Annotated in this window: 24 protein-coding genes and 1 pseudogene; 14 read left to right on the top strand and 11 right to left on the bottom strand. The window is 41.7% G+C overall.

All coding sequences use genetic code 11. The annotated features are described in order from the left end of the window. Window positions 1-11 precede the first annotated feature (11 nt). Entirely contained in the window at window positions 12-728 is a 717-nt protein-coding gene (locus FN831_RS03635; protein WP_142526858.1) for a DUF3891 family protein, read from the top strand. Between the two features lie 27 nt (window positions 729-755). Here the strand turns inward: FN831_RS03635 and FN831_RS03640 are convergent, their stop codons facing one another. Beyond that, window positions 756-1244, bottom strand: a complete 489-nt coding sequence (locus FN831_RS03640) for a DUF4385 domain-containing protein (protein WP_142526859.1) — start codon at window positions 1242-1244, stop codon at window positions 756-758. Window positions 1245-1374: 130 nt separating this feature from the next. Between FN831_RS03640 and FN831_RS03645 the strand changes: the two genes are divergently transcribed. From FN831_RS03645 to ligD, 4 genes and pseudogenes are all read left to right on the top strand, one after another. After that, window positions 1375-1602 carry a hypothetical protein gene (locus FN831_RS03645; RefSeq protein ID WP_142526860.1) on the top strand — a complete coding sequence of 76 codons (228 nt, stop codon included), beginning with the start codon at window positions 1375-1377 and terminating at the stop codon, window positions 1600-1602. Window positions 1603-1638: 36 nt separating this feature from the next. After that, on the top strand, window positions 1639-2181 hold the full coding sequence (locus tag FN831_RS03650) for a metal-dependent phosphohydrolase (protein ID WP_142526861.1): 543 nt from the start codon (window positions 1639-1641) through the stop codon (window positions 2179-2181). 10 nt (window positions 2182-2191) lie between these two features. Further along, window positions 2192-2947 (top strand): annotated as a pseudogene (gene xth / locus FN831_RS28385) (exodeoxyribonuclease III); the annotation flags it as partial. Between the two features lie 72 nt (window positions 2948-3019). Next, window positions 3020-5728 carry a DNA ligase D gene (ligD, locus tag FN831_RS03655; protein ID WP_394348278.1) on the top strand — a complete coding sequence of 903 codons (2709 nt, stop codon included), beginning with the start codon at window positions 3020-3022 and terminating at the stop codon, window positions 5726-5728. A 45-nt stretch (window positions 5729-5773) separates the two neighbouring features. Here the strand turns inward: ligD and FN831_RS03660 are convergent, their stop codons facing one another. Beyond that, a complete protein-coding gene (locus FN831_RS03660) occupies window positions 5774-10600 on the bottom strand; it encodes a chemotaxis protein CheB (RefSeq protein ID WP_142526863.1) in 4827 nt (1608 codons plus the stop codon). 10 nt (window positions 10601-10610) lie between these two features. Then, window positions 10611-12140 (bottom strand): GAF domain-containing protein, encoded by a 1530-nt coding sequence (locus FN831_RS03665; RefSeq protein WP_142526864.1) that lies wholly within the window; start codon window positions 12138-12140, stop codon window positions 10611-10613. A 325-nt stretch (window positions 12141-12465) separates the two neighbouring features. Between FN831_RS03665 and FN831_RS03670 the strand changes: the two genes are divergently transcribed. Together FN831_RS03670 and FN831_RS03675 are read left to right on the top strand one after the other, a co-directional pair. Beyond that, window positions 12466-12714 carry a hypothetical protein gene (locus FN831_RS03670; RefSeq protein ID WP_142526865.1) on the top strand — a complete coding sequence of 83 codons (249 nt, stop codon included), beginning with the start codon at window positions 12466-12468 and terminating at the stop codon, window positions 12712-12714. Window positions 12715-13569: 855 nt separating this feature from the next. Further along, the gene (locus tag FN831_RS03675; RefSeq protein WP_142526866.1) at window positions 13570-14076 is read left to right on the top strand and encodes a hypothetical protein; all 507 of its coding nucleotides are present in this window, start codon (window positions 13570-13572) and stop codon (window positions 14074-14076) included. Window positions 14077-14143: 67 nt separating this feature from the next. Here FN831_RS03675 and FN831_RS03680 read toward each other — a convergent pair whose 3' ends face one another. After that, entirely contained in the window at window positions 14144-14683 is a 540-nt protein-coding gene (locus tag FN831_RS03680; RefSeq protein WP_142526867.1) for a hypothetical protein, read from the bottom strand. Between the two features lie 272 nt (window positions 14684-14955). Here FN831_RS03680 and FN831_RS03685 point away from each other — a divergent pair, with 272 nt between their 5' ends. Further along, entirely contained in the window at window positions 14956-15378 is a 423-nt protein-coding gene (locus FN831_RS03685; RefSeq protein WP_142526868.1) for a hypothetical protein, read from the top strand. 39 nt (window positions 15379-15417) lie between these two features. On the opposite strand, the gene FN831_RS03690 is transcribed toward FN831_RS03685, so the two are convergent. Further along, window positions 15418-15852, bottom strand: coding sequence for a putative signal transducing protein (locus FN831_RS03690; protein ID WP_142526869.1), 435 nt, complete (start codon window positions 15850-15852; stop codon window positions 15418-15420). A gap of 157 nt (window positions 15853-16009) precedes the next feature. Here FN831_RS03690 and FN831_RS03695 point away from each other — a divergent pair, with 157 nt between their 5' ends. Together FN831_RS03695 and FN831_RS27595 are read left to right on the top strand one after the other, a co-directional pair. Beyond that, window positions 16010-16243, top strand: a complete 234-nt coding sequence (locus FN831_RS03695; RefSeq protein ID WP_142526870.1) for a helix-turn-helix domain-containing protein — start codon at window positions 16010-16012, stop codon at window positions 16241-16243. A gap of 628 nt (window positions 16244-16871) precedes the next feature. After that, window positions 16872-17012: a hypothetical protein gene (locus FN831_RS27595; RefSeq protein ID WP_185960373.1), complete on the top strand. Its 141-nt coding sequence runs from the start codon at window positions 16872-16874 to the stop codon at window positions 17010-17012. Here the strand turns inward: FN831_RS27595 and FN831_RS27600 are convergent. The 3 genes from FN831_RS27600 to FN831_RS03705 all read right to left on the bottom strand — a co-directional run bounded on the left by FN831_RS27600 (window position 17009) and on the right by FN831_RS03705 (window position 18866). Further along, window positions 17009-17227, bottom strand: a complete 219-nt coding sequence (locus FN831_RS27600; RefSeq protein WP_185960374.1) for a hypothetical protein — start codon at window positions 17225-17227, stop codon at window positions 17009-17011. The genes FN831_RS27595 and FN831_RS27600 overlap by 4 nt on opposite strands. A gap of 117 nt (window positions 17228-17344) precedes the next feature. After that, window positions 17345-17989: a hypothetical protein gene (locus FN831_RS03700; protein WP_142526871.1), complete on the bottom strand. Its 645-nt coding sequence runs from the start codon at window positions 17987-17989 to the stop codon at window positions 17345-17347. Between the two features lie 478 nt (window positions 17990-18467). After that, a complete protein-coding gene (locus FN831_RS03705; RefSeq protein WP_142526872.1) occupies window positions 18468-18866 on the bottom strand; it encodes a winged helix-turn-helix transcriptional regulator in 399 nt (132 codons plus the stop codon). Window positions 18867-18989: 123 nt separating this feature from the next. Between FN831_RS03705 and FN831_RS03710 the strand changes: the two genes are divergently transcribed. After that, a complete protein-coding gene (locus FN831_RS03710) occupies window positions 18990-19784 on the top strand; it encodes an SDR family oxidoreductase (protein ID WP_142526873.1) in 795 nt (264 codons plus the stop codon). Window positions 19785-19894: 110 nt separating this feature from the next. On the opposite strand, the gene FN831_RS03715 is transcribed toward FN831_RS03710, so the two are convergent. After that, the gene (locus FN831_RS03715) at window positions 19895-20941 is read right to left on the bottom strand and encodes an aldo/keto reductase (RefSeq protein WP_142526874.1); all 1047 of its coding nucleotides are present in this window, start codon (window positions 20939-20941) and stop codon (window positions 19895-19897) included. 249 nt (window positions 20942-21190) lie between these two features. Between FN831_RS03715 and FN831_RS03720 the strand changes: the two genes are divergently transcribed. Together FN831_RS03720 and FN831_RS03725 are read left to right on the top strand one after the other, a co-directional pair. After that, window positions 21191-22081: a helix-turn-helix domain-containing protein gene (locus tag FN831_RS03720; protein WP_142526875.1), complete on the top strand. Its 891-nt coding sequence runs from the start codon at window positions 21191-21193 to the stop codon at window positions 22079-22081. A 138-nt stretch (window positions 22082-22219) separates the two neighbouring features. After that, window positions 22220-22441, top strand: coding sequence for a hypothetical protein (locus tag FN831_RS03725; RefSeq protein WP_142526876.1), 222 nt, complete (start codon window positions 22220-22222; stop codon window positions 22439-22441). 128 nt (window positions 22442-22569) lie between these two features. Here FN831_RS03725 and FN831_RS03730 read toward each other — a convergent pair whose 3' ends face one another. Then, window positions 22570-22896, bottom strand: a complete 327-nt coding sequence (locus tag FN831_RS03730; RefSeq protein ID WP_142526877.1) for a TIGR03643 family protein — start codon at window positions 22894-22896, stop codon at window positions 22570-22572. Window positions 22897-22983: 87 nt separating this feature from the next. Next, window positions 22984-23349, bottom strand: coding sequence for a winged helix-turn-helix transcriptional regulator (locus tag FN831_RS03735; RefSeq protein WP_142526878.1), 366 nt, complete (start codon window positions 23347-23349; stop codon window positions 22984-22986). Between the two features lie 92 nt (window positions 23350-23441). On the opposite strand from FN831_RS03735, the gene FN831_RS03740 reads away from it, so the two are divergent. Continuing rightward, on the top strand, window positions 23442-24428 hold the full coding sequence (locus tag FN831_RS03740; protein WP_142526879.1) for an alpha/beta hydrolase family protein: 987 nt from the start codon (window positions 23442-23444) through the stop codon (window positions 24426-24428). Window positions 24429-24584: the final 156 nt, after the last annotated feature.

Below are 24584 nucleotides of genomic sequence, written 5' to 3' on the forward strand. Positions count from 1 at the left end.
AGGAAAACAAGATGATTGTTAATTATACAGAATCGGGATGGCAAATCATTACGCAGCGCTCACATGGTTTGCTTGCTGCGCAGATTTGCGCGCACTGGAGAAAAGACAGGCAGCCGGAACGGTGGGTAGAAACGCTGATTGCAACTGCCGAGCACGACGATGTGTATAATGAGTGGCAGAATACAGATTTATTGAATGAGGCCGGAGGGCCAGTGAATTTCAAGCAAACTGGTTTTAAGCTGGAGTATGGCGAGCGGCTGATTGATATGGCTGAGACAAAAAGTGCCTATATCGCATTGCTGATTTCCCGGCATATCCAGTTTATACATGGTGAGGATTTAACGGCAAAGACGTTTATTAGTAGCCTGAAAAAAAAGGAGAAAAACTGGCTGCTGGTGGCGGGAGTGAAAACGCAGGAGGTTGACCGTGCGTACGAACTGGTGGAGTTTTGTGATGCGTTTTCCCTGCTGATCTGCCAGGGACTAGTGCAACCTGAGGGCCGAAAAATAGAAATCAGCAAAGGGCCGGACGGCCGGGCGTATGAAATGCGTGCTTCTGGTGACGACCTGATTGTTGAGCCCTGGCCTTATGACGTCGATTCAGTTGTCCTGAGCTGGGAATCAAGAACGCTATCCCAGCTGAGTTTTAAAAGCGTGGAGCTCTTTAAAAAAGCCGTTATTGACGCAAATCCGGTGACACATCAGCTCAGGCTTTTAAAATGTCCTTAATGATTAAGTTCATTGCTTCAAGCATTGTTATCCCAGGCGGCTTTTCCATGCTGCTTTCATTTCAGCATACGCAGGATCGGCTTCTGCGTCTTTCCATTTTTGATAAAAGATAGCTGCTGATTCTGCTTTTTGCTCTTCACCTGTGCCCCTTTCCAGTTCTGCGTATCCATTATCTTTGTCATATTTCTTGCCTCCTTTGTAATTGGCATATCGCCTGGCGCGTGTATATCCCATTTGCAAAAACTTCCTGGCCATATCAGCGCCTACAAAATCGCCGGCTTTTATGTACAGTTCAAACAGTTCAAAAATTTCTTTACTGCTTTTCAAAGCAATCTCCGGGGTTTTAAAACGCCAGTGGCTGCCGATGTCGGTTTTATATGGCTCACAAATGAGAACGCCCTGTTCGCCTTTTCCTACGCGGTAGGCTTCGGGGGTTTTATTATAGTCAATCCCCGCTTTCCAGGGGTATTGATTGATATCAAAATCGAGATAAGATGGTTTTCTCTGTTTGGTCATGCCAGAGATCAACAGTTATTTGTGCGCTAAAGTTTTTGTTAGAGTATGCCAGTTTTTTACCTCAGCAATTTAGAAACCCTTGTGTCTTGATTTCTTCAAACCAAATTCGATTTTAAAGGTTATAACAATCATGGATACACTACATTATAATACCGGAGATATGATCCTGACTATCAATTACCCCATTGACGAATCGGGGCACTACTGTATAGAAACTGAAGATGATACCGAACTGGGGCATTTATATATTGATGACTTTGATGAGCACCATCATACACCGGTATGGAAAGGTACCACTGAAGAGGTCAACATAATTGCTGCGGAGCTGGGCGAATTTATTGAGCGTTCAGACCTGTAGTAAAATTCAACCAAAAATTTTTTAACCAGTTGACGTATGAAACAAGCAGAACTACTAACAGAGTGGGTAGCCTTAAAGCATCATGGCCAGCTGATTAAGAAAACCACTGAACCTTACTTTAACCATTTAACTGCGGTTGCAGATATGGTCAGACATGTAGTACACGGCGGATATGAAATAGGCCTGTGCCACGATCTGCTCGAAGATACAAATACCAATATTGATGAACTCTCAATCGTGCTTCGCAGCTTTGGCTACAGCCCCTCTGCTGCCAGCTGGATCTCTAATTGTGTGGTAGAGCTCACTGACGTTTATACCCGCGCCGCGTATCCGGAATTGAAGAAATCTGCAAGGAAAAAACGGGAGGCTGCGCGGTTGATTACGATCAGTCCTGCTGCACAATCCGTTAAGTACGCGGATCTGATCTATAATATACAATGGATGATCAGGTATGACCAGAAACATGCTGAGAAGTACCTCAGGAAAAAAAAGCACTTACTTGAAAAATTAAATCAGGGTGATCTCTTGCTCCATCAACAGGCATTAGATCTTATCGAAGGTGAGTTGCAGAAACTATAATAATCTCTGAATGAAAATAGCCAGCTATAATATCAACGGCATTAACGGCCGTCTGGACAATCTACTGCGCTGGCTGGCCCAGGCTAAGCCTGATGTGGTTTGCCTGCAGGAACTGAAGTCGCCTGATTCGCTCTTTCCTGAAGATGAGCTGCTGCAAGCTGGCTACCATGCCATCTGGCAGGGACAAAAAAGCTGGAATGGCGTTGCCATATTATCCCGTTACGGGCCAATACAACTAACCACAAAGGGGCTTAAAGGTGATGATGAGGATGTGCAGAGCAGATATATCGAGGCTTATATCAATGATATTGTGATCGGATGTCTTTACCTGCCCAATGGCAACCCCTGGCCGGGAGAAAAGTTCAGTTATAAACTAAACTGGATGAAAAGGCTGATCAAACATGCACAGCAGCTGCAAAGTTTTGGCCTGCCTGTAGCCCTCATCGGTGATTATAATATCATGCCAACAGATCTGGATACCTATAAGCCAGAAAAATATAAAGACAATGCACTTTTCAGGCCGGAGGCACGCAAACTGTTTCTGGATCTGCTGGATGAGGGCTATACCGATGCGATCCGAAAATTGTTTCCGGATGCACCTGTCTATACTTTTTGGGATTATCTGCGCAAAGCATATGACCGGGATGCCGGGTTGCGTTTAGATCATTTTCTGCTTAACCAAAGTGCGGCAGAAAAATTAATGGATGGCGGGGTAGATAAAGATGTGCGTGGCTGGGCGCATTCCAGTGACCATGCGCCTGTATGGATCAACCTGAATGATCATGATGTTATAAAAAAATCCAAAGGCAGTAAAAAAGAAACTGTAATTCCTCCGACCCTGGATGAGGATAACAGGAACCTCAAAGAATATAATAAAAAACGTGATTTTAGCCGCACCGCTGAACCTAAGTCTGGCAATGCCACTGATAGCGGCATGCTCAGGTTTGTGATTCAAAAGCACGATGCTACGCGGCTGCACTATGATTTTCGCCTGGAAATGGATGGCGTTTTAAAAAGCTGGGCTGTGCCCAAGGGCCCCTCAACCGATCCTAAAACCAAAAGGCTGGCGATGATGGTAGAAGACCATCCCTTTGATTACAGAACTTTTGAAGGCATTATCCCAAAAGGGCAGTATGGCGGCGGGACGGTTATTGTCTGGGATGAAGGTACCTATGAACCAATCGCCAATATTAAAGGCAAAAAAGCACAGGAAAAACATTTGCTGGAACAGCTCAATGCCGGATCGGTTAAAATTATCATGCATGGTCAAAAACTGCAGGGCGAATTTGCCCTGGTAAAAACGCATGGCATGGGAGAAAATGGCTGGCTGCTGATCAAGCATAATGATGAATATGCATCTGCGGATGATATCACTGTAAAAGGCAATTCAGTACTCACAAACAAGACCATCGAAGAAATGGGGACAGGCAATCAGCCCGCCGAACAATCCAAAAGTATCCATCACGCCGGGGACAATACGCCAAAGTTATCAATGGCTGAAGTGCAATCATTGTTAAACCATGCGTCAGATGCTAAGATACCTATCGGCATGAAACCCATGCTGGCAACGCTGGTAGATGAGCCCTTTAATGATCCGGATTGGGTCTATGAAATCAAGTGGGACGGTTACCGCGCACTGGGCTTTAGCCTCAGCAATGGTGATGTGCAATTGCTCTCAAGGAATAACAAGCAGTTCAATGAAAAATTCTATCCTGTCTATGAGCTTTTGCAATCCTGGAAGCTGGACATTGTAGTGGATGGCGAGATTATGGTGATCAATGATAAAGGCGCTGCAAACTTTGGCGACCTGCAAAACTGGAACAGTGAAAAGGATGGCGAGCTGGTCTACTATGTATTTGATATCATCTGGTATGATGGAAAAGATCTTACTGATCTTCCGCTGATAGACAGACAGGCAATTCTGCAGGCTGTATTGCCACAGGAAGATGAGCGCATCAGATTGAGCCAGGTTTACAGATCAGACGGTATTGAGTTTTTTAATGCCGCCGCTCAGATGGGGCTGGAAGGTATCATCGCCAAAAAGGCAGATAGCCTGTATAGCAAAAACAACCGCTCTGCAGAATGGCTTAAGGTAAAGGCAAGCAGGCGCCAGGAAGTGGTCATTGCAGGCTTTACCAGAAATGAGGATACTTCTAAACTTTTTAGCTCCCTATTGTTGGGCGTTTTTGAAGAGGGCGTACTTTATTATGTAGGGAAAGTAGGCACAGGTTTTAATGATAAGGACCAGCGCGAAATGATGAAACAGTTTAAAACACTCATTATAGATCACAGTCCTTTTTCAGAGATACCTGATGTAAACAAACCCTCACGCTTCAGGCCGAATCCTCCCAAAGCCAAAGCTACATGGCTGCGGCCTGAGCTGGTTTGTGAGGTAGCCTTTGCAGAAGTAACCAGCGATGGGGTATTCAGGCATCCATCATTCAAAGGCATGCGCACAGATAAAAGCGCAGATGAGGTAACCAGAGAGGCTGTATTACCTGTCGGCGATATTTTAAAAGCAGAGGCACTGGAAGATGAAGATGAGGCCGTAAATGATAAACCCTCCAAAGCATCAAAAAAAGCCGGTTCAAAAATTCATAAATTAAAAAACAAGAAGATATTGCTCAGTTCCAAAGCAGATACCCAGTTGTGCAGCGTAAACGGCCATGAATTAAAATTCACCCATTTGAGCAAACTGTACTGGCCGGAGGATAAGGTGAGCAAAAGAGATATGTTCAACTTTTATGATCAGATCGCAGATTTCATCCTGCCGTATCTAAAAGACCGGCCAATGTCGTTAAACCGTTTTCCCGGCGGAATCCATTCGCAAAGCTTTTACCAGAAAGATGTTAAGGATAAAGCCCCCTCGTGGGCTGATACTTTTCCCTATACCAACAGTGAGGGCGACCGTAAGGAATACCTGCTGGGGAATGATGAAGCTGCGTTGCTGTGGATGGCCTCGCTGGGATGTATTGAAATGAACCCCTGGTTTTCCCGCAGCCAATCGCCAGATAACCCTGATTACTGCGTAATCGATCTTGATCCTGATAAAAACACCTTTGATCAGGTGATACAGGTAGCACAAATGGTAAAAGAAATCCTTGATCAGATCGGGGTGCCTTGTTATCCCAAAACGTCCGGGTCAACCGGCATACACATTTATATACCCTTGCAGGCACAGTACACCTATGAGCAGTCGCAGATGTTTGCCCGCATTATTGTTAACCTTATTCATGAGCAGGTACCAGATTTTACCAGTCTTGAAAGAATGATCTCTGCCCGTAAAGGTAAAATGTATCTCGATTTTATGCAGAACAGGGCAGGGGCTACCATTGCCGGCCCATATTCCCTGCGCCCAAAACCGGGGGCAACAGTTTCTATGCCCTTAAGCTGGGACGAACTGAAGCCCGGTTTAACGATGCGTGATTTTACAATATTCAACGCTGTTGACAGGTTAAAGGAAACCGGAGACCTTTTCAGGGGAGTGCTGGGAACAGGCATCGATCTTGGCGTGGCGGTCAGGAAAGCAAAGGAGGTCTTTGGTTAATTGCCGGAAGCGATCACTGATACCCGTTTAAGCTCTAAAAAACCACTAAAGAGCATTCAGTGGGATTTCAAACCAAAATTCAGAACCTGAATTTATTTCGCTCTCCACACCAATCCTGCCTCCATGACGCTGTATAATCTCAGCAGAAATATACAGTCCAAGGCCAAGTCCCGAAAAGTTCATGGATGATTCTTCAACGCGGAAAAAGCGGTCGAATATAAAGTCTGCCTTATCCTTTGGAATTCCAATCCCCTGGTCTCTGATTGATAATTTTAGCTTGCCCGCAGTTTCTTTTGCACGGATAGTGATTTGCTTTCCGTTTGGTGCATATTTAATCGCGTTTGAAAGGAAATTGGAGATTACCTGCTCTATCCGGTTCCTGTCTCCGCACACGATGATATTGTCAACATCTTTTATGATCGTCTGGTGATCCAAATTACCCTGTATGCCATCTATCGCTTCGCTGACAATCTCACTGATATCAAAATCAGATTTGGTAAAAGTTAACTTTCCAGCCTGTATCTTAGTCACATCCAGCAGATCATCGATGAGCCTGGTAAGCTTGCCCACCTGTTTGTCCGCTTTATCAATTAATCCAAAAATATTCCCAAATTTCTCTTCCTTTGCCATTTTTAAAGCAAATTGCATAAAGCCTTTGATACTGGTTACTGGTGTCTTAAGTTCATGACTGGCGATGCTCATGAATTCATCCTTTTTATTCATCAATGCTTTCGTGGCACGCTGGGCAATCATAAGCTCGGTAACATCAAAACCAAAGAATGAGATCCCATCAATCAGGCCATCTTCAGAATAAACAGGGTTCAATATCAGATCAAACCAGCTTTCGACAGTTTCTCCTGATACCTTGTCTACTGTTGTAAAATGATAAGAGCTTGCTACATAAGTCTCCCCGGATTGCATCACCCGCTGTTCGATTTTGGCCAGTTCAGGAGTTTTGAACTGTGAATTCTCGTGCATCCGCGATCCTACATGATTGTCAACAGTATCAAACCGTGCATAAGCTTCGTTTACAAACTCATATACCAAATCCTTACCGCGCCTAATGCTGATCAATGCAGGTGCTTTCTTAAAGATGCTATGGAATTCATCCTGCTGCTTCTTTACCAGTTCCTGAAGCTCATCGCGGCGTTTATCATCCTGTTTCTGTTTACTAATATCTATCACATAAGTAACAGCATCTAATTTATTTTCTTCGTCCAACACGGCAGAACCTACCAGCACATCCACAAGCCTGCCATCCCTGGCGATATATTGCTTTTCAAAAGGGGGACAAAAACCCTGGGTCCGTAGTAGTTTGGCATTAAGCTCACTATTTTGGATATATTCAGGCGGAGTGATCTCTTTCCAGTTGATATTGCCCAGCTCAAAATCCTCGGCCGTATATCCCAGCATACTTAGAAAGACATGGTTGGCATTTTCGATACGTCCTGTTTCCAGATCGGAGAATATCATTCCAATCACATTGGAATCAAATATCTTTCTGAATTTCCGCTCTGTTGAGTTTAATTTGTTTTCGGTAGCTTTTAAAATGGTAATATCCAGAATGGAGCCTACCATACGGTAGGGAACTCCGTTTGTATCAAAGAGAATACTGCCGCGGTCTAAAACAGAACAATAGCTGCCATCAGACTTAATCAACCGGTATTGTGCCGTCCATTGCTGTTCACCATTGTTAATGGCGTCGTAAACGCTGTTTCTTACCAGATCTCTTTCCTCGGGATGGATCAGGTTCAGATAAAACGGAAGTGTATTGGTAGTATGATCTCTCGCATAACCATAGATGCTTTCAAAATTACTGCTTCTCCAAATCGTATTGTCTGCAAGGTTCCAGTCCCAGATGGTATCGTTGGTGGCATGCGAAACCAGGTTAAACCGGCTTTCACTTTCAGAAAGCAGTCTGGTACGTTCTTTTACTTTAACCTCCAGGTCCGCATTCAGGTGTTTTAGGCTTTCCCTTGTGCCTAACAGTTCGTTATAGTTCTTTTTAATCCTTTCTTCCGCTATCTTCTGCTGGGAAATGTCAGTGATGGTTGCTGCAAAGCCGTCCGACATCTTAACCGCAACCACCTGTATCCAGATTTTATCTGTTAACTGGTATTCATACTTCAGGACTGTACCCTTCTCTACAACGGTGATGTACTTTTTAAGCAGATTGCCGGCAGTGAGCTCTCTCATCTGGTCTAAGAGTTTCCCGTGTAAAAGCTGGCTCCGGTCTTTGTTGAGCAGAGCTGAAGCCACATCATTAAGAGCTATACATTCAAAATCAACGATCAGATGCTGTTTATTTCTGATGGCTTTGAAAGCCATTACCCCATTAAGACTGGCATGAAATACTCCTGCGATGATATTGTTCAGCTCTGTTAATTTGGAGATATCCACAAATGTGACTACCACACCATCTGTTTTCTTATCTTTTCTCACATATGGCGTGATGCGCATCAGGCAGGTATGGCCATTTTGCAGCTGAACTTCCTTCTCTATGGTTTGACTGTTGTTGAGCACTGCCTGCAAATCGGTATTCAGGTTCTCTGTTTTAATGTTGTTGGAAATCTGGGCGATTGATCGGCCAATATCCGCCTCGATCAAATTAACCATATTTATTGCTGCCGGATTAAACTTTCTGATATACATATCCGCGTCAATAAAAATCTGACCTATCTCAATTGTCCTGAAATAGTTGTCCAGGTCGTCATTCAGATCCATCAGTTCTTTGATTTTCAGCTGGTGCTCAGTATTGAGTGTGTGCAGTTCCTCATTAAGAGACTGCAGCTCCTCGTTACTGGACTGCAGTTCTTCATTTGCGGAAAGCAATTCTTCATTGGTCGACTGCAATTCTTCATTAGTGGTCTCCATACTTTCCACAGCCAGCTGCAGGCTGTTCCGCGTATCATTCAGTTCCTGTTCCAGCTCAAAGATGTATTCGTTCTGATTACCCTCATGTAATTCCATTACCGGACTTTCATCCTTGGTGATGATATTCTCGGGCATGCTTTCACCAAACACGATCATTGTGTAGCCAGTGCTTACATCTGAAGAAGAAGGAGTGATTGAAATATTAAGCAACATATTGCCTTCCTCTGTACTGTACTTCAGGCGTTTCAAATGTACAGGTCCTTCAGACTTCCAGGCCTTTCTGATTGCTGTGCCAAGCGTAACTGTTAAGGCTTTCGGCACCATCTTCAGGATGTTTAGCTCCAGCTTTGATCCCGGAAGAGACAGGTATTTCCGATATTCACCGATCGTGTCTTTAATGATATATGTTTTATCAATATATACTGCCGTATATCCCAGCTCATCAGTGATAAACCTGTTGAACTCCTTTTCTTTGGCACCCATTACCACATCCCTTGCTGCATTGCTTTTCTTCTTATCTGATGCTGCATATGCTCCGGTATGGTATGTGTTGTAATTAGCGTAATTCAGTGTGCCGGTCTTCTGATAAATCTTCCATTTGCGTGAAATTTCTGTTAGTCCATGCTTCAAAGAATTAGCGGTTTCACTTGAGCCAAGAAAAAGGTAGCCATTCTGTACCAATGAAAAATGAAATATAGAAAGTATTTTCTCCTGCAAAGTGCTGTTTACGTAAATCAGCATATTGCGGCATGTGATCATATCAGTTTTTATAAAAGGAGGCGATTTTGATACGTCATGCTTTGCAAATACAATTTGTTTTCTGATCGATGGTAATGCACAGTAATGTTTCCCGTCCTGAATAAAATATTTTTTAAAAAGCTTTGCCGGAATTTCCTTTTCTACGCTGGCAGGATATTGATTTTTCGCAGCAATCTCAATACTCCGTTCATCTATGTCTGTGGCAAATACTTTAAGGTCTATGACTTTACCCGATTTTTCAATTGCTTCATTGGCTACTATCGCTATAGAATAGGCTTCCTGGCCTGTACTGCATGCACAAACCCATATCTTTAAGGTATCGCTGTTCTCTTTTTTTGCTATTACCTCTTTAACATGCTGTGCAAACGCATCAAATGCCAGCGGGTCTCTAAAGAACTGGGTCACACCTATTAAAAAATCTTCGCCCAGTAAAAGTACCTCCTGCGGCATGTTTTTTAGTAAGTCTACATAGGCTTCAAGGGTACGGATTCCTTTTTCGTTCATCCTGCGGCCAATCCGTCTGATGATTGTAGGCGTTTTATATAAGTTGAAGTCGTTGCCGCTATGCTGCTGCACAAGACTAAAAATCTCATCCAGGAGCTGTTCATCCAGCTGCCCGTTTTCCAGCACCTTTACAGGTTCTTCATTCGCATAATTAAATAACTCGTCGCTGATCGCATCCGGAGAGAGTATGAAATCTGCATTTCCAGAAGCTATTGCACTGTTGGGCATTCCATCAAATTTAGCAGTGGCAGGATCCTGTACAATCACCAGTCCGCCATGGTTCTTGATTTCCTGAACACCTTTGGTGCCATCAGTTCCGGTACCTGAGAGTATTATCGCAATAGCTTTTTCCTGTTTATCTTTTGCAAGGGTGTACAGGAAGTGATCTACTGCTGTGTTTGGCGCTTTTATCAGTGATTTATCGGCAAGTTTAAGCCTGCCTTTTTCAACCGTCATCAGCTTATTGTTTGGGATAATATAAACGCAGTCCTGCTGGATGGCCATGTTGTGGCCAGCTTCAAAAACCTTCATGTGGGTATGTTTGGCAACCAGCTCTACCAGCAAGCTCTTGTAATCAGAGGACAGGTGCTGAATGATCACAAATGAAAAACTTGCGTTGGCGGGCATATGATCAAAAAACTGATGTATAGCTTCAAGCCCGCCTGCAGATGCTCCAATAGCAACTACGTAATTATCAAATCTTTTATTACCCACTGCAATATTTCTACTTGCCATCAATCTTACCTTAATTATTTACCTGCGCAGCTTTATAGCTTGTTAAAAAATTTCGCAGCGCTTCGGCCGCTTCCAATTGGTTTTTTGTCCAGGGTTCTGAATGTCCGTGTACTGTTTCAAGCCATAGGTTAAACGAATTTCTGGGGTGGTACGTTACTCCATCTTTTTCAAATTTGATCGCCTCGTTTGGATTACCTCCCCATTTAATGCTTTTCAATACTTCCGGTCTAAAACACATGAGGAATTCTCCTGCAAGTGGATCTATTGGTATAACTAACAGACCGCTTGCAATCTCAGGATAAGCTTCTGCTTCATCATATACCTGCTTCAATCCATGGGTGGCGTAAATTTGCACAAAAGCCTTTCCAGCAGCCCATAAAAACAAGTTTTCAAGATCTTCGCGTGCAGGAACATCACCAGAAGCAAAAAGTCTGCCATTCAGATTGATTGCAAAACCTGTCGAGTTAAATAATGCAAGCAGATTTTCGTCTTTATCTTCCAGCAATCCGGTTGCTATTCCTGCATTTGTAAATATGCTTTCTGTAATCCCGGCATGCAGCTTCAGCATGGTGGCGGTCTCATTCATTTCCTCAGCTTTGATCACGGATGATATCCGGTAGGATATTTCCATGCTCAGCCATTCAAAGATTGATCTTAGCTCTTTGTTAATGTACATTGAGCTGGTGTGATGACACGATATTAATCCCCATAACCTGCCATCAACCAATACCCTGATTGACATGGATGCCGTTACATTCATATTTGCCATATATTCCAGATGAACCGCAGAGATGCTTCGCAGGTTACAATCTGAAAGATCCAGGAAACCATTTGTAACCGGATTAATCACCGGGAAAAGCTTGTATGCATGGTAATTCCTGTTGGGTATCAGCCGGTAAGGGTTTTTCAGGTACATAGCCCTTGCCTGTTTTGGTACATCTGATGCCGGAAATGTTTGCCCCATATAGCTTTCAAGATCGCTGGTGATCTCTTCAGCGATAACAGTACCATTCCATTCTTCATCAAATCTGTACATTCTTATTCCGTCAAAACCAGCCAAACGCCTGATTTCCGCGATACTGGCATGGCACACCTCGTATAGGTCGCCATTAGTTTCCAAAACGGAGATAAAAGAGCGGACTTCCTGAAATACGGCAGAAAAGCTGCGGTCGCTATCCTGATTACCTTTTTCTATCTCTAGTAATACCACCGTTTCATTTACATGCAGCAATATATTCAGCTGCAGCTGAGTTCCGTTGCTATTGGCAGAGCAGGTAAAGGGTACACGGTTACGGAAACCCTTATTCACTTCTGTTTGCAATCTGTCCAGATCTGCTGCTGACAACAGGGTTGAGATGTGCTGACCAATCAGATCTTTTATATCTTTTAAGATGATAATATTTGTATTCTCGCTCCCTTGTATAATTTGAAGTGATGAACGTTCCAGGACAAGTAAACAACCGTAATCCTGTATTGAATTTGTTTGATGAATCGCAAGATGCCCGCAAAATTCAGCATCATAATTTTTGTCTTCAGCCATTGATTTTTTGTACTATGCTAACAAACAGTATTGAATTGTTCGCGACTGGAATATAACAACAAAGCTGTAATTGATTAATATTGAAATTATTTTCCAAAGGTAAAAATATAACAATTATGCCAAAACAGCCAAATCCACGGGTGTGTCAGGACTAATACAACTATAGGTTTTATGAATAAATTTGCCATAAAATGTAAGCTGTTGTTGCTGTTTTCATTAACTTAAGAGGCTACAACTCACAGAGGTGTGATAATTATGTTACACAATGGCCTTATAATTTAAAACTTATTCCAGACCTGGCTGTAGTCCTGGTAAATCTAAAGCTATGAATCAGGAAGAGAATCCAATGAGCCAGGAACAGGCGGCAAAAAATCTGAAAGAGGTATATCAAAAGTTTGATGAAGATCATGGTGCTCAGCCTTCCTCAGATGAGAGCGACCAGGGCGCAGATGATGCTGTCCAACAGAATGCTGGTAGCGACGCCGACGAGGATCGTACTATTGGTTATGATGACAGTGCAGATATTGATGAAGCTGCTCAGCAGGTTAAAGGCAGTGATGCAGACACTGCATAAGGTGTATCTGCAACGTAATAATTTTCCATATCCACAGGTATGAAATCAAGTATAATTTGTGTTGGCGCAGCCTAGAATTAATCAATATTTAAAAATGCAAGTTGCTACATTTGGTAAATCGATTGTGCCCGAAAAGTGTAGCAACACCAGTTGCAAATGTATAAAGGCGAGATATTATGCACGACCGCAAGTAAGTACTACACACCAATAGAGCCCAATTTCTGTTTAAATGACCACTCTATACGGGATCGTCTTTCTTTAATTGATATTTTAAAATTTTCTCATAAAGATTGTATAGTGATTGTGTGCTGATCAGCCAATGTGATCATTGTACGTTTTCAATTTGTTCTGAAGCGCCTTGCTTGGATCTCAGAACCTTTAGCCCCCTTTTTTCTTCTATAAACTAAATGCCCTAAAACTTTCATCGCCGTGGAACGTTGACATTTAAATACCTAACCTGAACATATGAAAGATCTGGCTACCCGTTTTAAATGATAATACAAAATCATTACTGGAAAGACTCAGCAATTATGCTAAAAAATCTGCACATATTAATGGCAGGGATCGCTTAACTATATTACAATCCTACATTGATAAAATCGCCTCTGTTGTTAAAGACAATGATCAAATCCGCATAAGAAATCTTTACAGGATTATTATAAGCTTGCAATTGGAAGGCTTTATTACGATGGAAAAGTGCCATATACAGATTTTGAACCAACGATTCAAACATTACTTAATTCGATTAATAATACTAATCATCTACTATTACTATTGATAACGCATCGAAGGCGGTTGATAAGGAGAAACACGTCCCAGCGCTTGATCATATAAAATGCTTAAATTAACTGAGATATGAGAATGACCTTAACTATTTTAATATTGATCCTTGCGTTCACTGTTAAAGCTCAAGAAAATAGCAAGATTTACTATGATAACAGAGACAGTTCCGTAGTAAAGTTTTTTAGTCAGTCAGAGGTTCCGCGCATATTAGCTGAAAACCCAAGGTTTGGGTTCACCACAATAAATTTTTCAGTTTCCAGGGAAGGTAAAATTATTTCTATCATTGATCTGATTAAATCTGAAGATATATTTTTCTCAATTGCAAAGATTGCGATTGAAAAATCAAGTGGAAAATGGATTATAAAACCTGGTGTGCAAGAACAAACTTTCCAAATTACTTTTTTCATAATTGGGGATAAATTGGCTTCCCGAAAAAAATCGGAACAATACGCTGAGAATATTAAACCACTCTTGAGGTCTTACATCCAATATGAGGGCAATCCCAAAGAGCTGACTTTATTGCCCACTATAGATTTAGTTTTCAAAGAAATAGTTGTAGAGACCCATATCTTTCATTGATTTCAATAATAAATATAACCAGAAAAAATGAGGTCGATAGTGCCCTTGGAAATTAAGATCAATCCTTTCAGTTCTTACTGATATTAAAGATGTCAATCATAATAGGCTTAAGGATTAACCTAATTTCCCTTCGGTCTGACTCTTTACTAACAAGGCTAGTGAGCATTCTATTAAGGTCTTCCCATACGAGACCCATATCAATCAACAGTTTACCTTCTTGTCTTGTATATCTATTTGTAGCAGTCGTGGATTTATTTGCAATCACTATCGGGATTACCAAAGTGGTGCCCAATGTGTTTAAGACTAATGGTTTAAAGTCAATTTTACTTAATTGTTTAAGGTTGGGAAAATAAGTATATAACATGGCGTCGCTCACTGATAACTCTGCGTTAGTAGAGCCATTTTTGCTATTTCGTATCTTAATAGTGATTGTATAGGTGTAAATTGCGATGCTATCCTTGATTAAGCGCGGAACATCATTTTGTGATAAAATTTTAGATACTTTTTTATTTATGTCATACAAAACGGAATCACCTTTGATCTGAGCACTAACAGTTTTGGGGAAATAAATCAAAGCGGCAATTAATACGATAAAAAATCCTTTCATTATTTCGAAGTATTAAATCTTAAAACACCTTGCTTCAATTGCACCTCATAATTTTTGAGCAAAAATTTCATGTATAGCTCCATGGTATAACGTTACGGAAATGAATTCTTTTGTAGCCTTGTTAAGCACAGAAGTCTAATACCAGATGATCATTAAACTGCTCAATGTCTTTTTTTAACAGGTTTATAAAGCGGTTTACATTTTAAATTAACATAATTGTAAAATACAAATTAATATTTGATGTGAAATTATTCAATTATATTATATTACTAATGATTTCTGGACTTGGAATAGGCTGTCACAGCGACTCAGATTCGAATTTTCGAGATAAAAGCGATACACTGCAAATAGTTGTTTCTTGTCTCGAGAACGAATTAGTGTGCCGTAATTTAGACTCTGATACGAAAGATATATTTATCTTAAAATCGCGATTTATCAATGCAGTATGGCCAAAGGTTGTAGGTAGCATTAAAGTGCACTACATTGAAGGTACAGACGCTTCAAGACATATTATTCGGTCATTGAAAGAAACATCTGACAGGCGAATTCGTTTGAGCGTTGAAAAGTTTGATTTAAGAAAAGACTCCGTCTCGGTTGTCTTATATTTTTTCAGCTCAGTTGCCGAACATCACCTAGAACTAAAAAAAGAAGATGGTAAATGGAAAATTGTTAAAAGTAACATGTTGATAGAATAAACCGCATTCCAACTTTTTGCTGCTTTGTGGATGACGGTATCAATGAAATTCATGGCCGCAATTATAACAATGGTAGCACTTCTTTACCATGAATGGGAAAACAGCAAGGCAAAAAGAAACAAGTAAAACTATCCAGCTGTATCTGCTTTTAGTGGCTTGCCCAAATCCAACATTTGTTGAACCACATTTTTTACAGGTGATCTCGTTGTCATTAACCGGGCTATTTTCCTGCGGTTTGAATTCATCTGTATCGCCGAGATTCTCTTCAGATAACAATAGATCAATTTGCGGTGCATCCTTTTCGAATACCATCAGTTTTACTCCTCCCACTGCCTGGTTATACAGGGGCTGAATAGTGGAGATATTTTCATCCTGCAGGAAACATTTAAAGCCGCTGTCTTCTAGTCTGGCCCGGACGATGTTGGCCTCAATTGGGTTGTAAAAGGTTCTGTACCATATTATTTTATTATTCATAGTACTTCTATAAGTCTTAAAGCAGTATAAATGTTGGTTAGGCGCTCCTATATTTTCGATGTTATTTTACAATTTACTTAAGATGAGATATTGTATCAAAATCCAAATTCATGTTATTTTCGTTCATTAGGATCTAAAATTCTTTAAAAAAGATTGCATGCAAAAGAAGAATAATCAGATAGGAAAAACTGTGTCTGCCAACATTCGTAAAGTTAGAGAGAAAAAAAACTTTACCCAGGATTATCTGGCGGCTAAACTCGCTATATCACAAAATGCATACAGCAAAATAGAATTGGGTTACAGCAAAATCACCATCAACAGGCTCATCGAGATTGCAATTATTCTTGAGGTTGAAGTGAGGACGCTCCTTAATCAGGGCGGCTCTAAATAGTGTCTTTTTAAGTTTGTTTTGTTGTTATTTTAAGATGTGTTGATAAAACATTGTATGAGGAATTGTAAGTATCCTCAACAAGTCCCCTACGTAGATTTACTTTCCGGGTATTCCCTGTATTCCTTGTCATCCTTCTTAATAAAAACTGTTCTTGATGTTTGATAATTTTGTTCACTGCAGTTGAACCATAGGGTAAATTCAAGGTTTAGTAAGTTATTCTGCATGCACCACTGTTTCATAATGGGCATCAAATGAGTACATAAGCTTAACGAATATGCTTTTAAATCCTGTACGATGTGTTTGTTTTGATATTCCTCGCTGAGATGCGAAAAATGAAATGATAATGCATCCCCCGGAAACATAATAAAATAACAGTCTGAAGGTAAATGCCTTTGCAACCTGCTGTTATCAACCCATTCCATTAACATCAAAACTAATTCCTTCTTGATTGCGCGGTTAATTTCCATCTCATAAATTTTGACGGTAAATGTATTGCTAAATAAATTAGTATTGATTGGTGGTTTTTAAGAACTTTTCAACAATCCATGTTAGTTTATTTGGTCATAATATCCCGCGCTCATTTTGCGGCCTGGAAACCCTAAGGGGTTTGCTTTTGCATTTACGGTAAATGACAGTGCAGGGCATCACGGTAGTAGAAAACCTGCTGATACTTGAAACAAAAACAGGGCTCAGTACGAAATTAGGAGCTTATTTTAAATCTCCTGATCACAAAGACATGATCAATAACTACAAATTGAGGAAGAACTAGTATTTAAGGCTAATCCTTTGGTATATGTTTTCTCCTGTTGACTCGTTTCTGTCCCTGTATTGTTTATCTTCTATCTGCTGGATAATAATCGCTGTTGATTTAATCTGCTCGATGCATGCTTCGATATGCATCTTTACTAATTCACAGTCTCTTTCATCATCCGACATGCTTTTGATTTCTATTTTCATAAGCCATTCGGTCAAGTGTTTTTTCATTAGCAAATTTACCTGGTTTACCTTATCTGGAATGGGACAAAAGTCCCAATATAAGATGAAGCTGTTTTTGAATCTTTAAGGGCTTGACGGATACATATTGCGATCAGAACAAATTTCCTAATGATGATCTTCTGATAGAGGAGCGGAAGAAAGATACTCCTGATCTGATACTCTTTTGAATATCATTTTTCCAGTTGATATCGGCATAGCGTTAACCACATAGTAGTTTCCCTGAATTATCCTGGCTATTTTATATTCTGAAATTATATTTCCGGTGCAATAGCCGATAATGCTTCCAGACTCCATTGGTATCTCATATTCTAAATGTATTTGGGTGCTATTTCTGGCAAAAATCCAATTTGAATGCCAGTTAAGATATTCACTTGGGGGATATATTTTTTGTGTCCACTCTTTTTTGAGTGAATCTTTTGTATCGCACCAGGTGCGTTGACCGCAAAGAATTAAAGAGCCATCATCACCTTTTTGGATATTAAGCCGTCCTCCATGCTGATATTTACCGCCAAATTTAGTACATACGTATTTCCACTTTCCTTCAATGTTAACATTTCCCAGACCTTGTTGTTCAATTGGGTCAATCTTATGAGGTAGCGCTATGTAGCCGGTAACTATACCTCCTATTGTGGTGATGATTGTAACCAGAACTGCCTGCCAGAGTGCAATCATAGCAGTACGGTGGTTAGAGGTCTCATTTACATCATTATTCCTGGCAGCAGCATTCTGCTCATTGCTGTTAAATGTCATAAGGTATTATATTTGGTGAAATTTGGCTACAAACTTACCAAGTAGGGTAGGTGACTCAAAATCTTGAAAATATTTTAACTATTTTGAAGGTTGATCAGAGCTTATGGATCTTGCTATTCACCACCTTCATTCTTTAACCCTTTTGAGATCTCCACTATAGCTGCCAGTTTGTGCACTTGGGGTGTTCAACCAGGAGAATATCTCGGCTTTCACCTGATTTCCTGATCTTTGAAATGATATAATGCAGTAGCACCATTGGCCTCTTTGTTTTATAGGTGCCATTTTGTGCGTGAGAAGTTAAAAGCGAATACAGTAAAAATTAGAACAGATATCTTCTTGTAATTTAGCGGAATTATTAAGTTGAGGGGCGTCATTCTTATGTCTCTTACAGACATAATACATCATAATGAGAAAGGCTGGGGTTAAGCACAACAGATTCCTGGCTATAGCCATGATATAACCCTTGATCTATTTTACTCTATGAGGTCTGAACTTCTGGATGGTCAATTATTGCAGGATTGTCCCGGAATTCTTTCAGGATCACTTGCTTTAGGCGTTCCTGATGCTGATCGCCCCAAAGCCCGATGGTATTGATCACAGGGATCAGTGTCCTTCCAAAATCAGTCAGGTTGTACTCCACCTTTGGGGGCATGATCGGATAAATCTTCCTGGTTACCAGTTCATGTTCTTCCAGCTCTTTGAGCTGGATGTTCAATACCCTTCTGGACACATCCGGGATCTGGCGCTGCAACTCGCTTGGGCGTTTATTACCTTCATTAATAAACCAGAGTATGCGCAACTTCCACTTGCCGTAAAGTACTTCGCCAACCAGGTCAAGCCCGCAATTCAGGTACGGTAAGATCTTTCTTTCATACATCTATCAAAGATAAGACTTTGTTCCAATGCAGGCAATAGGGATAAATTTCTCCCTATTTGAATCGTAAGTCCGTACTTGATTGCGTCTTAACTACTGCCGAGGTTTGTACAAAACAAAGACAATATGGAAAAGGAAGTCGATTTCAATAATGAGCTTTACGGTAAAATAGCGCTTGTTACAGGTGGTACCAAGGGTGCCGGGAAAGCAATAGCCGAACGATTACGGGCAACCGGAGCAACAGTGGTCATTACCGCAAGGAACAAACCGGAACACCTCGATGAAGACCTGCATTTTATTGCCGCCGACCTTAGCCTCCAGTCAGGGATCGAAAGCCTGGTTACCGCAGTAATGAAAAAGTTTAGCAGGGTAGATATTCTGATCAATAATCTGGGTGCTTCTGAAACACCAGGCGGCGGCTTTGCTGTGCTTACAGCAGAGGATTGGGAATCGACAATACGTACCAACTTACTGGCACCTGTTAATCTGGACAGAGGGCTGCTCCCACATATGTTGGAGCGCGGGAGCGGCGTGATCATTCACATCGCATCCATTCAGGGCAAACTGCCGCTGTATGATGCCACTTTGCCCTATGCAGCAGCGAAAGCAGGGATCATTAATTATAGCAAAGGTTTGTCAAAAGAAGTGGCAGCAAAGGGAGTACGTGTATTAACTGTCTCACCGGGATGGATCAATACTGAAGCCTCCGTAAGATTGACAGACAGGATTTCTAAAAGCGCAAACATTACCGTAGAAGAGGCCACCAAAAGCGTAATGGATGCCCTTGGCGGCATACCTATTGGCAGGCCCGCTCGACCGGAAGAGGTTGCCGAGCTTGTAGGCTTCCTGGCTTCCCCCAGGGCAAGTTATCTTACCGGGACAGAATTTGTCATCGACGGTGGAACGATCCCTACCATTTGATAAATAAATTTAAAGACCAAAACTATGCTATATGTAATTGTTTGAACCTTCCAGACGTAGGCGTTTTTTAGGTGAGTAGCCATCTCAAATACGCGCTGATTGTAGAAAACCTAGCGCCCTTCCCAAAGGTTTACCTCACCCAAGCGGTCGGCCCCTTGCGTGTCGATCATCCATCCCGGATACTCCGGCGGCAGTGTACTTACCTGATCAAGAAGTTTGATCTCTTCCTGTGATAGTTTTAGATCCATAGCTGAGAGGTTGTCCTGAAGCTGCTGTTGTTTTTTTGCGCCTATAACGATTGCGGTGACAACTTGTTTTGATAGTAGCCATGCCAATGCTACGCGTGCTGCACTGCAGCCATGTGCTTTAGCAATAGGGGCGATAATATCCAGAATATCCCAGGCTCTTTCCTTGTCCACTACCGGAAAGTCGAAGCCAGATCTTCTTGAATTTTCCGGGTTTTGGTTTTCACGGCTGAACTTGCCGGAAAGTAATCCGCCGGCGAGCGGGCTCCAAACCATTAGCCCAATCTTTTCTTCTTCAAGTAATGGTACGATATCACGTTCCAGATCTCTTCCGGCGATAGAATAGTAGGCTTGTAAAGAGTCAAAACGAGCCAGGTTCTTTGATGAAGAAATACCTAGTGCTTTTGCAAGTTTCCAGGCTTGCCAGTTAGAACAGCCAATATAACGGACTTTACCCGACCGTACCAGATCGTCGAGTGATCTCAACATCTCCTCAGTTGGCGTGAGGATATCATTCGCATGGATCTGGTAAAGGTCGATATGGTCTGTCTGCAGGTTTTTAAGACTGGCTTCTATACCGTCCATAATATGCTTACGCGATGCACCTACATCATTGCGGCCCGGGCCCGTACGGGAATAAACTTTTGTTGCAAGAACCACATCTTTTCTTGCAATATTCAGGTTTTTGAACGCTTGCCCCAATATGCGTTCACTTTCACCTGCGGAGTAAACATCCGCCGTGTCAAAAAAATTGATGCCCGCATCAAATGAATCTTTAACCAATTGATCGGCGTTGGCCTGGCCAACATTGCCAATGTGCTCATAGATCCCTGTACCAGGCCCCATGGTCATCGTGCCTAAACACAGCCGCGATACCAGCAGCCCTGTGTTTCCTAAAGTTTTGTACTCCATTATTTCTGTTTTACGTGAATAATTGATCAACCAAAATTAAGTGGAGGCATGATTCCTTTAGATGCGGAAATCAAACCAGAAAGTGTAAAGATCAAACCTGTTGATACATACAGCGAGGATGGAGGCATTTCAATTTTATAACTTTTGGTTTGATTTATGCAGTTATTTATCAGCTGTTTTAGTAATCTTTACCAATGCATCATTATGGTTAACATATCATAGTAAGATAAGGAAACAAGAACAAATTTTATGGGAACATTAACAGAACTTGATAACCAGCATATATGGATGCCAGACTATCTGCAAAGGGAATTGGGACAGTTTAATATCTTTCCCCTTTACAATAAATCCGGCGATTTTGTTAATTGCCAGCCTTATAACCGCAAGGGATTTTATAAGATCAGCTTGTTAAGCGGGCATACCCGCCTGTTTTACGCCGACAAATGCCTGGAGTTCAAAGAAAGTGCATTGCTATTCTCCAATCCTTATGTGCCTTATTCATGGGAAAACCTGGGAGAGAAACAGGGCGGATACTATTGTATATTTACCGAAGCATTTTTTGAGGAGAACCAGAAGATCAAAGATTACCCGATTTTTAAACCTGGGAACAACACTTTATTTGAATTATCGGTTGATCAGGTAAGGGAGATCAGCAGCATATTCCAGCGGATGCAGGAGGAGATCGAAACGGATTTTGTTTACAAATTTGATGTCCTTCGTAACCTGACACTCGAACTGATTTATAAAGCACTGAAGATGCAGCCGGTAGAAAGCCGGCCATACGCTGAATCTAACGGGGCCTTACGGGTAGCAACATTGTTTACGGAACTACTGGAGCGTCAGTTTCCGATTGAATCGCAAAGCCAGCGCATTCGCCTGCGCTTTCCGGCAGAATACGCAGAGCATCTGTCTATACATATTAACCATTTGAACAGGTCTTTAAAAAAGGTGACAGGTAAAACGACTTCCCAATTGATTGCGGCGAGGATCATGCAGGAAGCACGTATATTGTTACAGCATACGGACTGGAATATTTCTGAGATCAGCTGGTGCCTGGGCTTTGAGGAACTGCCGCACTTCATTAATTTTTTCAAAAAGAATGAAATATCAACGCCTAAGCGTTTTCGTAACAACCATTAAATTCAGATTACTGATTATGTCTGGTGAGCTTTTATGCCCTCGCTCAACTGCGGCCAGCAAACACTATGGGAAGGGATAAATTCCTCCCTATTTAAATCTTAAGCTCCTACGTGATAGCGTCCTTAATACTGCCGATGATTGTACTCTGTAAGATTGACAGACCGGATTTCCAAAAGCACAAATATTACCGTAGAAGAGGCCACCATAATCGTAATGGATGCCTTAGCTGGCATACCTATGGGCAGGCCTGCACAATCGGAAGAAGTTGCCGAACTGGTGGATTTTCTGGCTTTTCCGAGGGCAGATTATCTCATTGGGACTGAATTTGTTATTGACGTTGGAACGATACCGGACATTTGACAGCTGAATATAAGCTCCAGTACTTAGAGTCTCTGGCCAGGATAAACTTATTATAGGAAAAAAAGTAACAAGATTACAGCGGAAATTCATTCAGTTGTACAGTAATTTAGGTTTCGATGTCGCAGAGGTTAGCTTCGCTTGCTGATCTTATTTAAACTGATTTGCCTTTGCCTGCTGCATTTAAATCTGGTGATCGTGTTATCTGTCAGTTTTTTGTGTTTGGTTGCACGGCCCTGGACGCGCTGGCGCCATAACTTAAAGCTCGACAGCTTCATTTCATTCCGCATCAACCCAATTACCTGTTGCTCAGTAATTCCAAATTGTTCCTTAATCGCATCAAATGATGTACGGTCTTCCCATGCCATTTCAATGATCCGATCTGTATCTCTTACGCTTAATATTGGCTTCACTAAGCCCTTGCCAACTACCAGGATGTTACTTTCTACAAAATTCATAAAGTGATTAAAAGAATACAACAAAATTTATGTTGTATTGTCTTAAGTATTTTTATTGATTTCATCTCAGTCACGTTACAGCTTTTACTATAACTTCATTTCATCGATAATCTTTTTTCTGTGTTGTGTTCCCCAGTCAGCTATCACATCAATGACAGGTTTGAGTGAATGTCCGTAAGCTGTGAGTTCATATTCTACAGTTGTAGGTTTGGTGTTAAGTACTGTTCGCGTAATCAACCCGTTCAGTTCAAGTTCCTGCAATTCTTTGGAAAGCATTTTAGCTGCAATACCGTCTATGTTTGCTTTAAGTCCCATGAACCGTTTCTTCCCAAAGCTAAGGGAGCCAACTATTCTTAATTTCCATTTGCCGCTCAGAAGCTCCATGGTATCACGTATCGCAAGGTGATGTACTGTGCATGCAGTTTGATCAAGATCTTCTTTTTCTATTTTCATGGTTTCCTGTAGGTAACCGGTTTCCTTTGGTAAACCCGTTACAAAAGTAAACCAACGGAGGTATAGATTTGCATTGAATTAAATAAATCTATATGAATAAGCTAAATCAAAGTATTATAAAGAGGACTGAAGCCACATTGCAGCCAGTTATTTCCTTAAGCCCTATCGTTTTACCAGTCTCGGGCCGCCGCCACGATCTTGAGCTGCGCATATCTGCACCGCTAACAGGTGTGGATTTGCCCATTATCCTGTTTGCCCATGGTTTTGGTTCTTCCATGGATGGTTATGCTCCTTTGGTGAACTTTTGGGCTGCCCGTGGCTTTGTTGTTATTCAGCCGACATTCCTGGATTCGAGAACGCTGGCTGATCATCATGAAGCAGACCATAGCGAGGCGGTTAAAAAATTTTTAAGTGATCCCCGAACAGCATTGATCTGGCGGCAACGGGTGGATGATATGAAACACATACTGGACCAGCTTGAATATATTGAGGATTTAGTCCCAGGACTTAAAGGTCGCCTGGATAGGGGCCGTATCGCCGCAGCCGGACATTCTTTTGGTGCGCACACAGTAGGTTTGTTATCAGGAGCAAGGGTAATTAAACCAAACGGCAGTTTAGACGACGTGATGTTGGATAAGCGAATCAAAGCTGCGGTTTTGCTGAGCGCAGGTGGCAGGGGAGGCGATGCATTGAGCGCATTTGCCAAAGAGCATTTTCCGTATCTGGAACAAAGTTATGCAGAACTGAGGGTGCCAACGCTGGTTGTTGCCGGAGATCAGGACTATTCTCCGCTAACCGTGCTTGGGCCGGAATGGTTTACTGATGTATTTACACTGAGTCCGGGAGCGGAATGGCTGCTTACATTATTTGGCGCTGAACATATGTTGGGTGGTATTTCTGGTTATCTTGTAAGGGAAACTACAGATGAGAACCCTGCTGTTGTTGCCGCTGTACAGAAAATGACGTATGCTTATTTGCGTAGTGCCCTTTTTCCTGAGGAAGGAGACTGGGAGCAGGCAATTCGGGAATTAGAGGAGGACACTGATGCAGTAGGGCGTATCGATGGGAAACATACCTAAAATACTTTAACAGTTATATGATTCAAAGTTGTAGGGGGATCTGATGTTGTTGAAACTTTTCATATTGTTTCAGTCATCAGGGCGATATTATGGATGTGCACCATTTGAGATGAGATTTGATGTAGATGCTGGTTTGGTCATAAAGTTTATAAATTG

This window comes from Pedobacter westerhofensis, assembly GCF_900182595.1.
In the GTDB taxonomy this organism is placed as follows: domain Bacteria; phylum Bacteroidota; class Bacteroidia; order Sphingobacteriales; family Sphingobacteriaceae; genus Pedobacter; species Pedobacter westerhofensis.

Excerpts from the sequence above, each read along its gene's own strand:
- FN831_RS03695 (WP_142526870.1), top strand. The coding sequence starts at position 16,010 with ATGCAAAAGAAGAATAATCAGATAGGAAAAACTGTGTCTGCCAACATT.
- FN831_RS03715 (WP_142526874.1), bottom strand. The coding sequence starts at position 20,941 with ATGGAGTACAAAACTTTAGGAAACACAGGGCTGCTGGTATCGCGGCTG.
- FN831_RS03735 (WP_142526878.1), bottom strand. The coding sequence starts at position 23,349 with ATGAAAATAGAAAAAGAAGATCTTGATCAAACTGCATGCACAGTACAT.
- FN831_RS03650 (WP_142526861.1), top strand. The coding sequence starts at position 1,639 with ATGAAACAAGCAGAACTACTAACAGAGTGGGTAGCCTTAAAGCATCAT.
- FN831_RS03700 (WP_142526871.1), bottom strand. The coding sequence starts at position 17,989 with ATGACATTTAACAGCAATGAGCAGAATGCTGCTGCCAGGAATAATGAT.
- FN831_RS03690 (WP_142526869.1), bottom strand. The coding sequence starts at position 15,852 with ATGAATAATAAAATAATATGGTACAGAACCTTTTACAACCCAATTGAG.
- FN831_RS27595 (WP_185960373.1), top strand. The coding sequence starts at position 16,872 with ATGACAGTGCAGGGCATCACGGTAGTAGAAAACCTGCTGATACTTGAA.
- FN831_RS03685 (WP_142526868.1), top strand. The coding sequence starts at position 14,956 with ATGATTTCTGGACTTGGAATAGGCTGTCACAGCGACTCAGATTCGAAT.
- FN831_RS03710 (WP_142526873.1), top strand. The coding sequence starts at position 18,990 with ATGGAAAAGGAAGTCGATTTCAATAATGAGCTTTACGGTAAAATAGCG.
- FN831_RS03645 (WP_142526860.1), top strand. The coding sequence starts at position 1,375 with ATGGATACACTACATTATAATACCGGAGATATGATCCTGACTATCAAT.
- FN831_RS03670 (WP_142526865.1), top strand. The coding sequence starts at position 12,466 with ATGAATCAGGAAGAGAATCCAATGAGCCAGGAACAGGCGGCAAAAAAT.
- FN831_RS03730 (WP_142526877.1), bottom strand. The coding sequence starts at position 22,896 with ATGAATTTTGTAGAAAGTAACATCCTGGTAGTTGGCAAGGGCTTAGTG.
- FN831_RS03665 (WP_142526864.1), bottom strand. The coding sequence starts at position 12,140 with ATGGCTGAAGACAAAAATTATGATGCTGAATTTTGCGGGCATCTTGCG.
- FN831_RS27600 (WP_185960374.1), bottom strand. The coding sequence starts at position 17,227 with ATGAAAAAACACTTGACCGAATGGCTTATGAAAATAGAAATCAAAAGC.
- FN831_RS03660 (WP_142526863.1), bottom strand. The coding sequence starts at position 10,600 with ATGGCAAGTAGAAATATTGCAGTGGGTAATAAAAGATTTGATAATTAC.
- FN831_RS03675 (WP_142526866.1), top strand. The coding sequence starts at position 13,570 with ATGAGAATGACCTTAACTATTTTAATATTGATCCTTGCGTTCACTGTT.
- FN831_RS03720 (WP_142526875.1), top strand. The coding sequence starts at position 21,191 with ATGGGAACATTAACAGAACTTGATAACCAGCATATATGGATGCCAGAC.
- FN831_RS03705 (WP_142526872.1), bottom strand. The coding sequence starts at position 18,866 with ATGTATGAAAGAAAGATCTTACCGTACCTGAATTGCGGGCTTGACCTG.
- FN831_RS03740 (WP_142526879.1), top strand. The coding sequence starts at position 23,442 with ATGAATAAGCTAAATCAAAGTATTATAAAGAGGACTGAAGCCACATTG.
- FN831_RS03640 (WP_142526859.1), bottom strand. The coding sequence starts at position 1,244 with ATGACCAAACAGAGAAAACCATCTTATCTCGATTTTGATATCAATCAA.
- FN831_RS03680 (WP_142526867.1), bottom strand. The coding sequence starts at position 14,683 with ATGAAAGGATTTTTTATCGTATTAATTGCCGCTTTGATTTATTTCCCC.
- FN831_RS03635 (WP_142526858.1), top strand. The coding sequence starts at position 12 with ATGATTGTTAATTATACAGAATCGGGATGGCAAATCATTACGCAGCGC.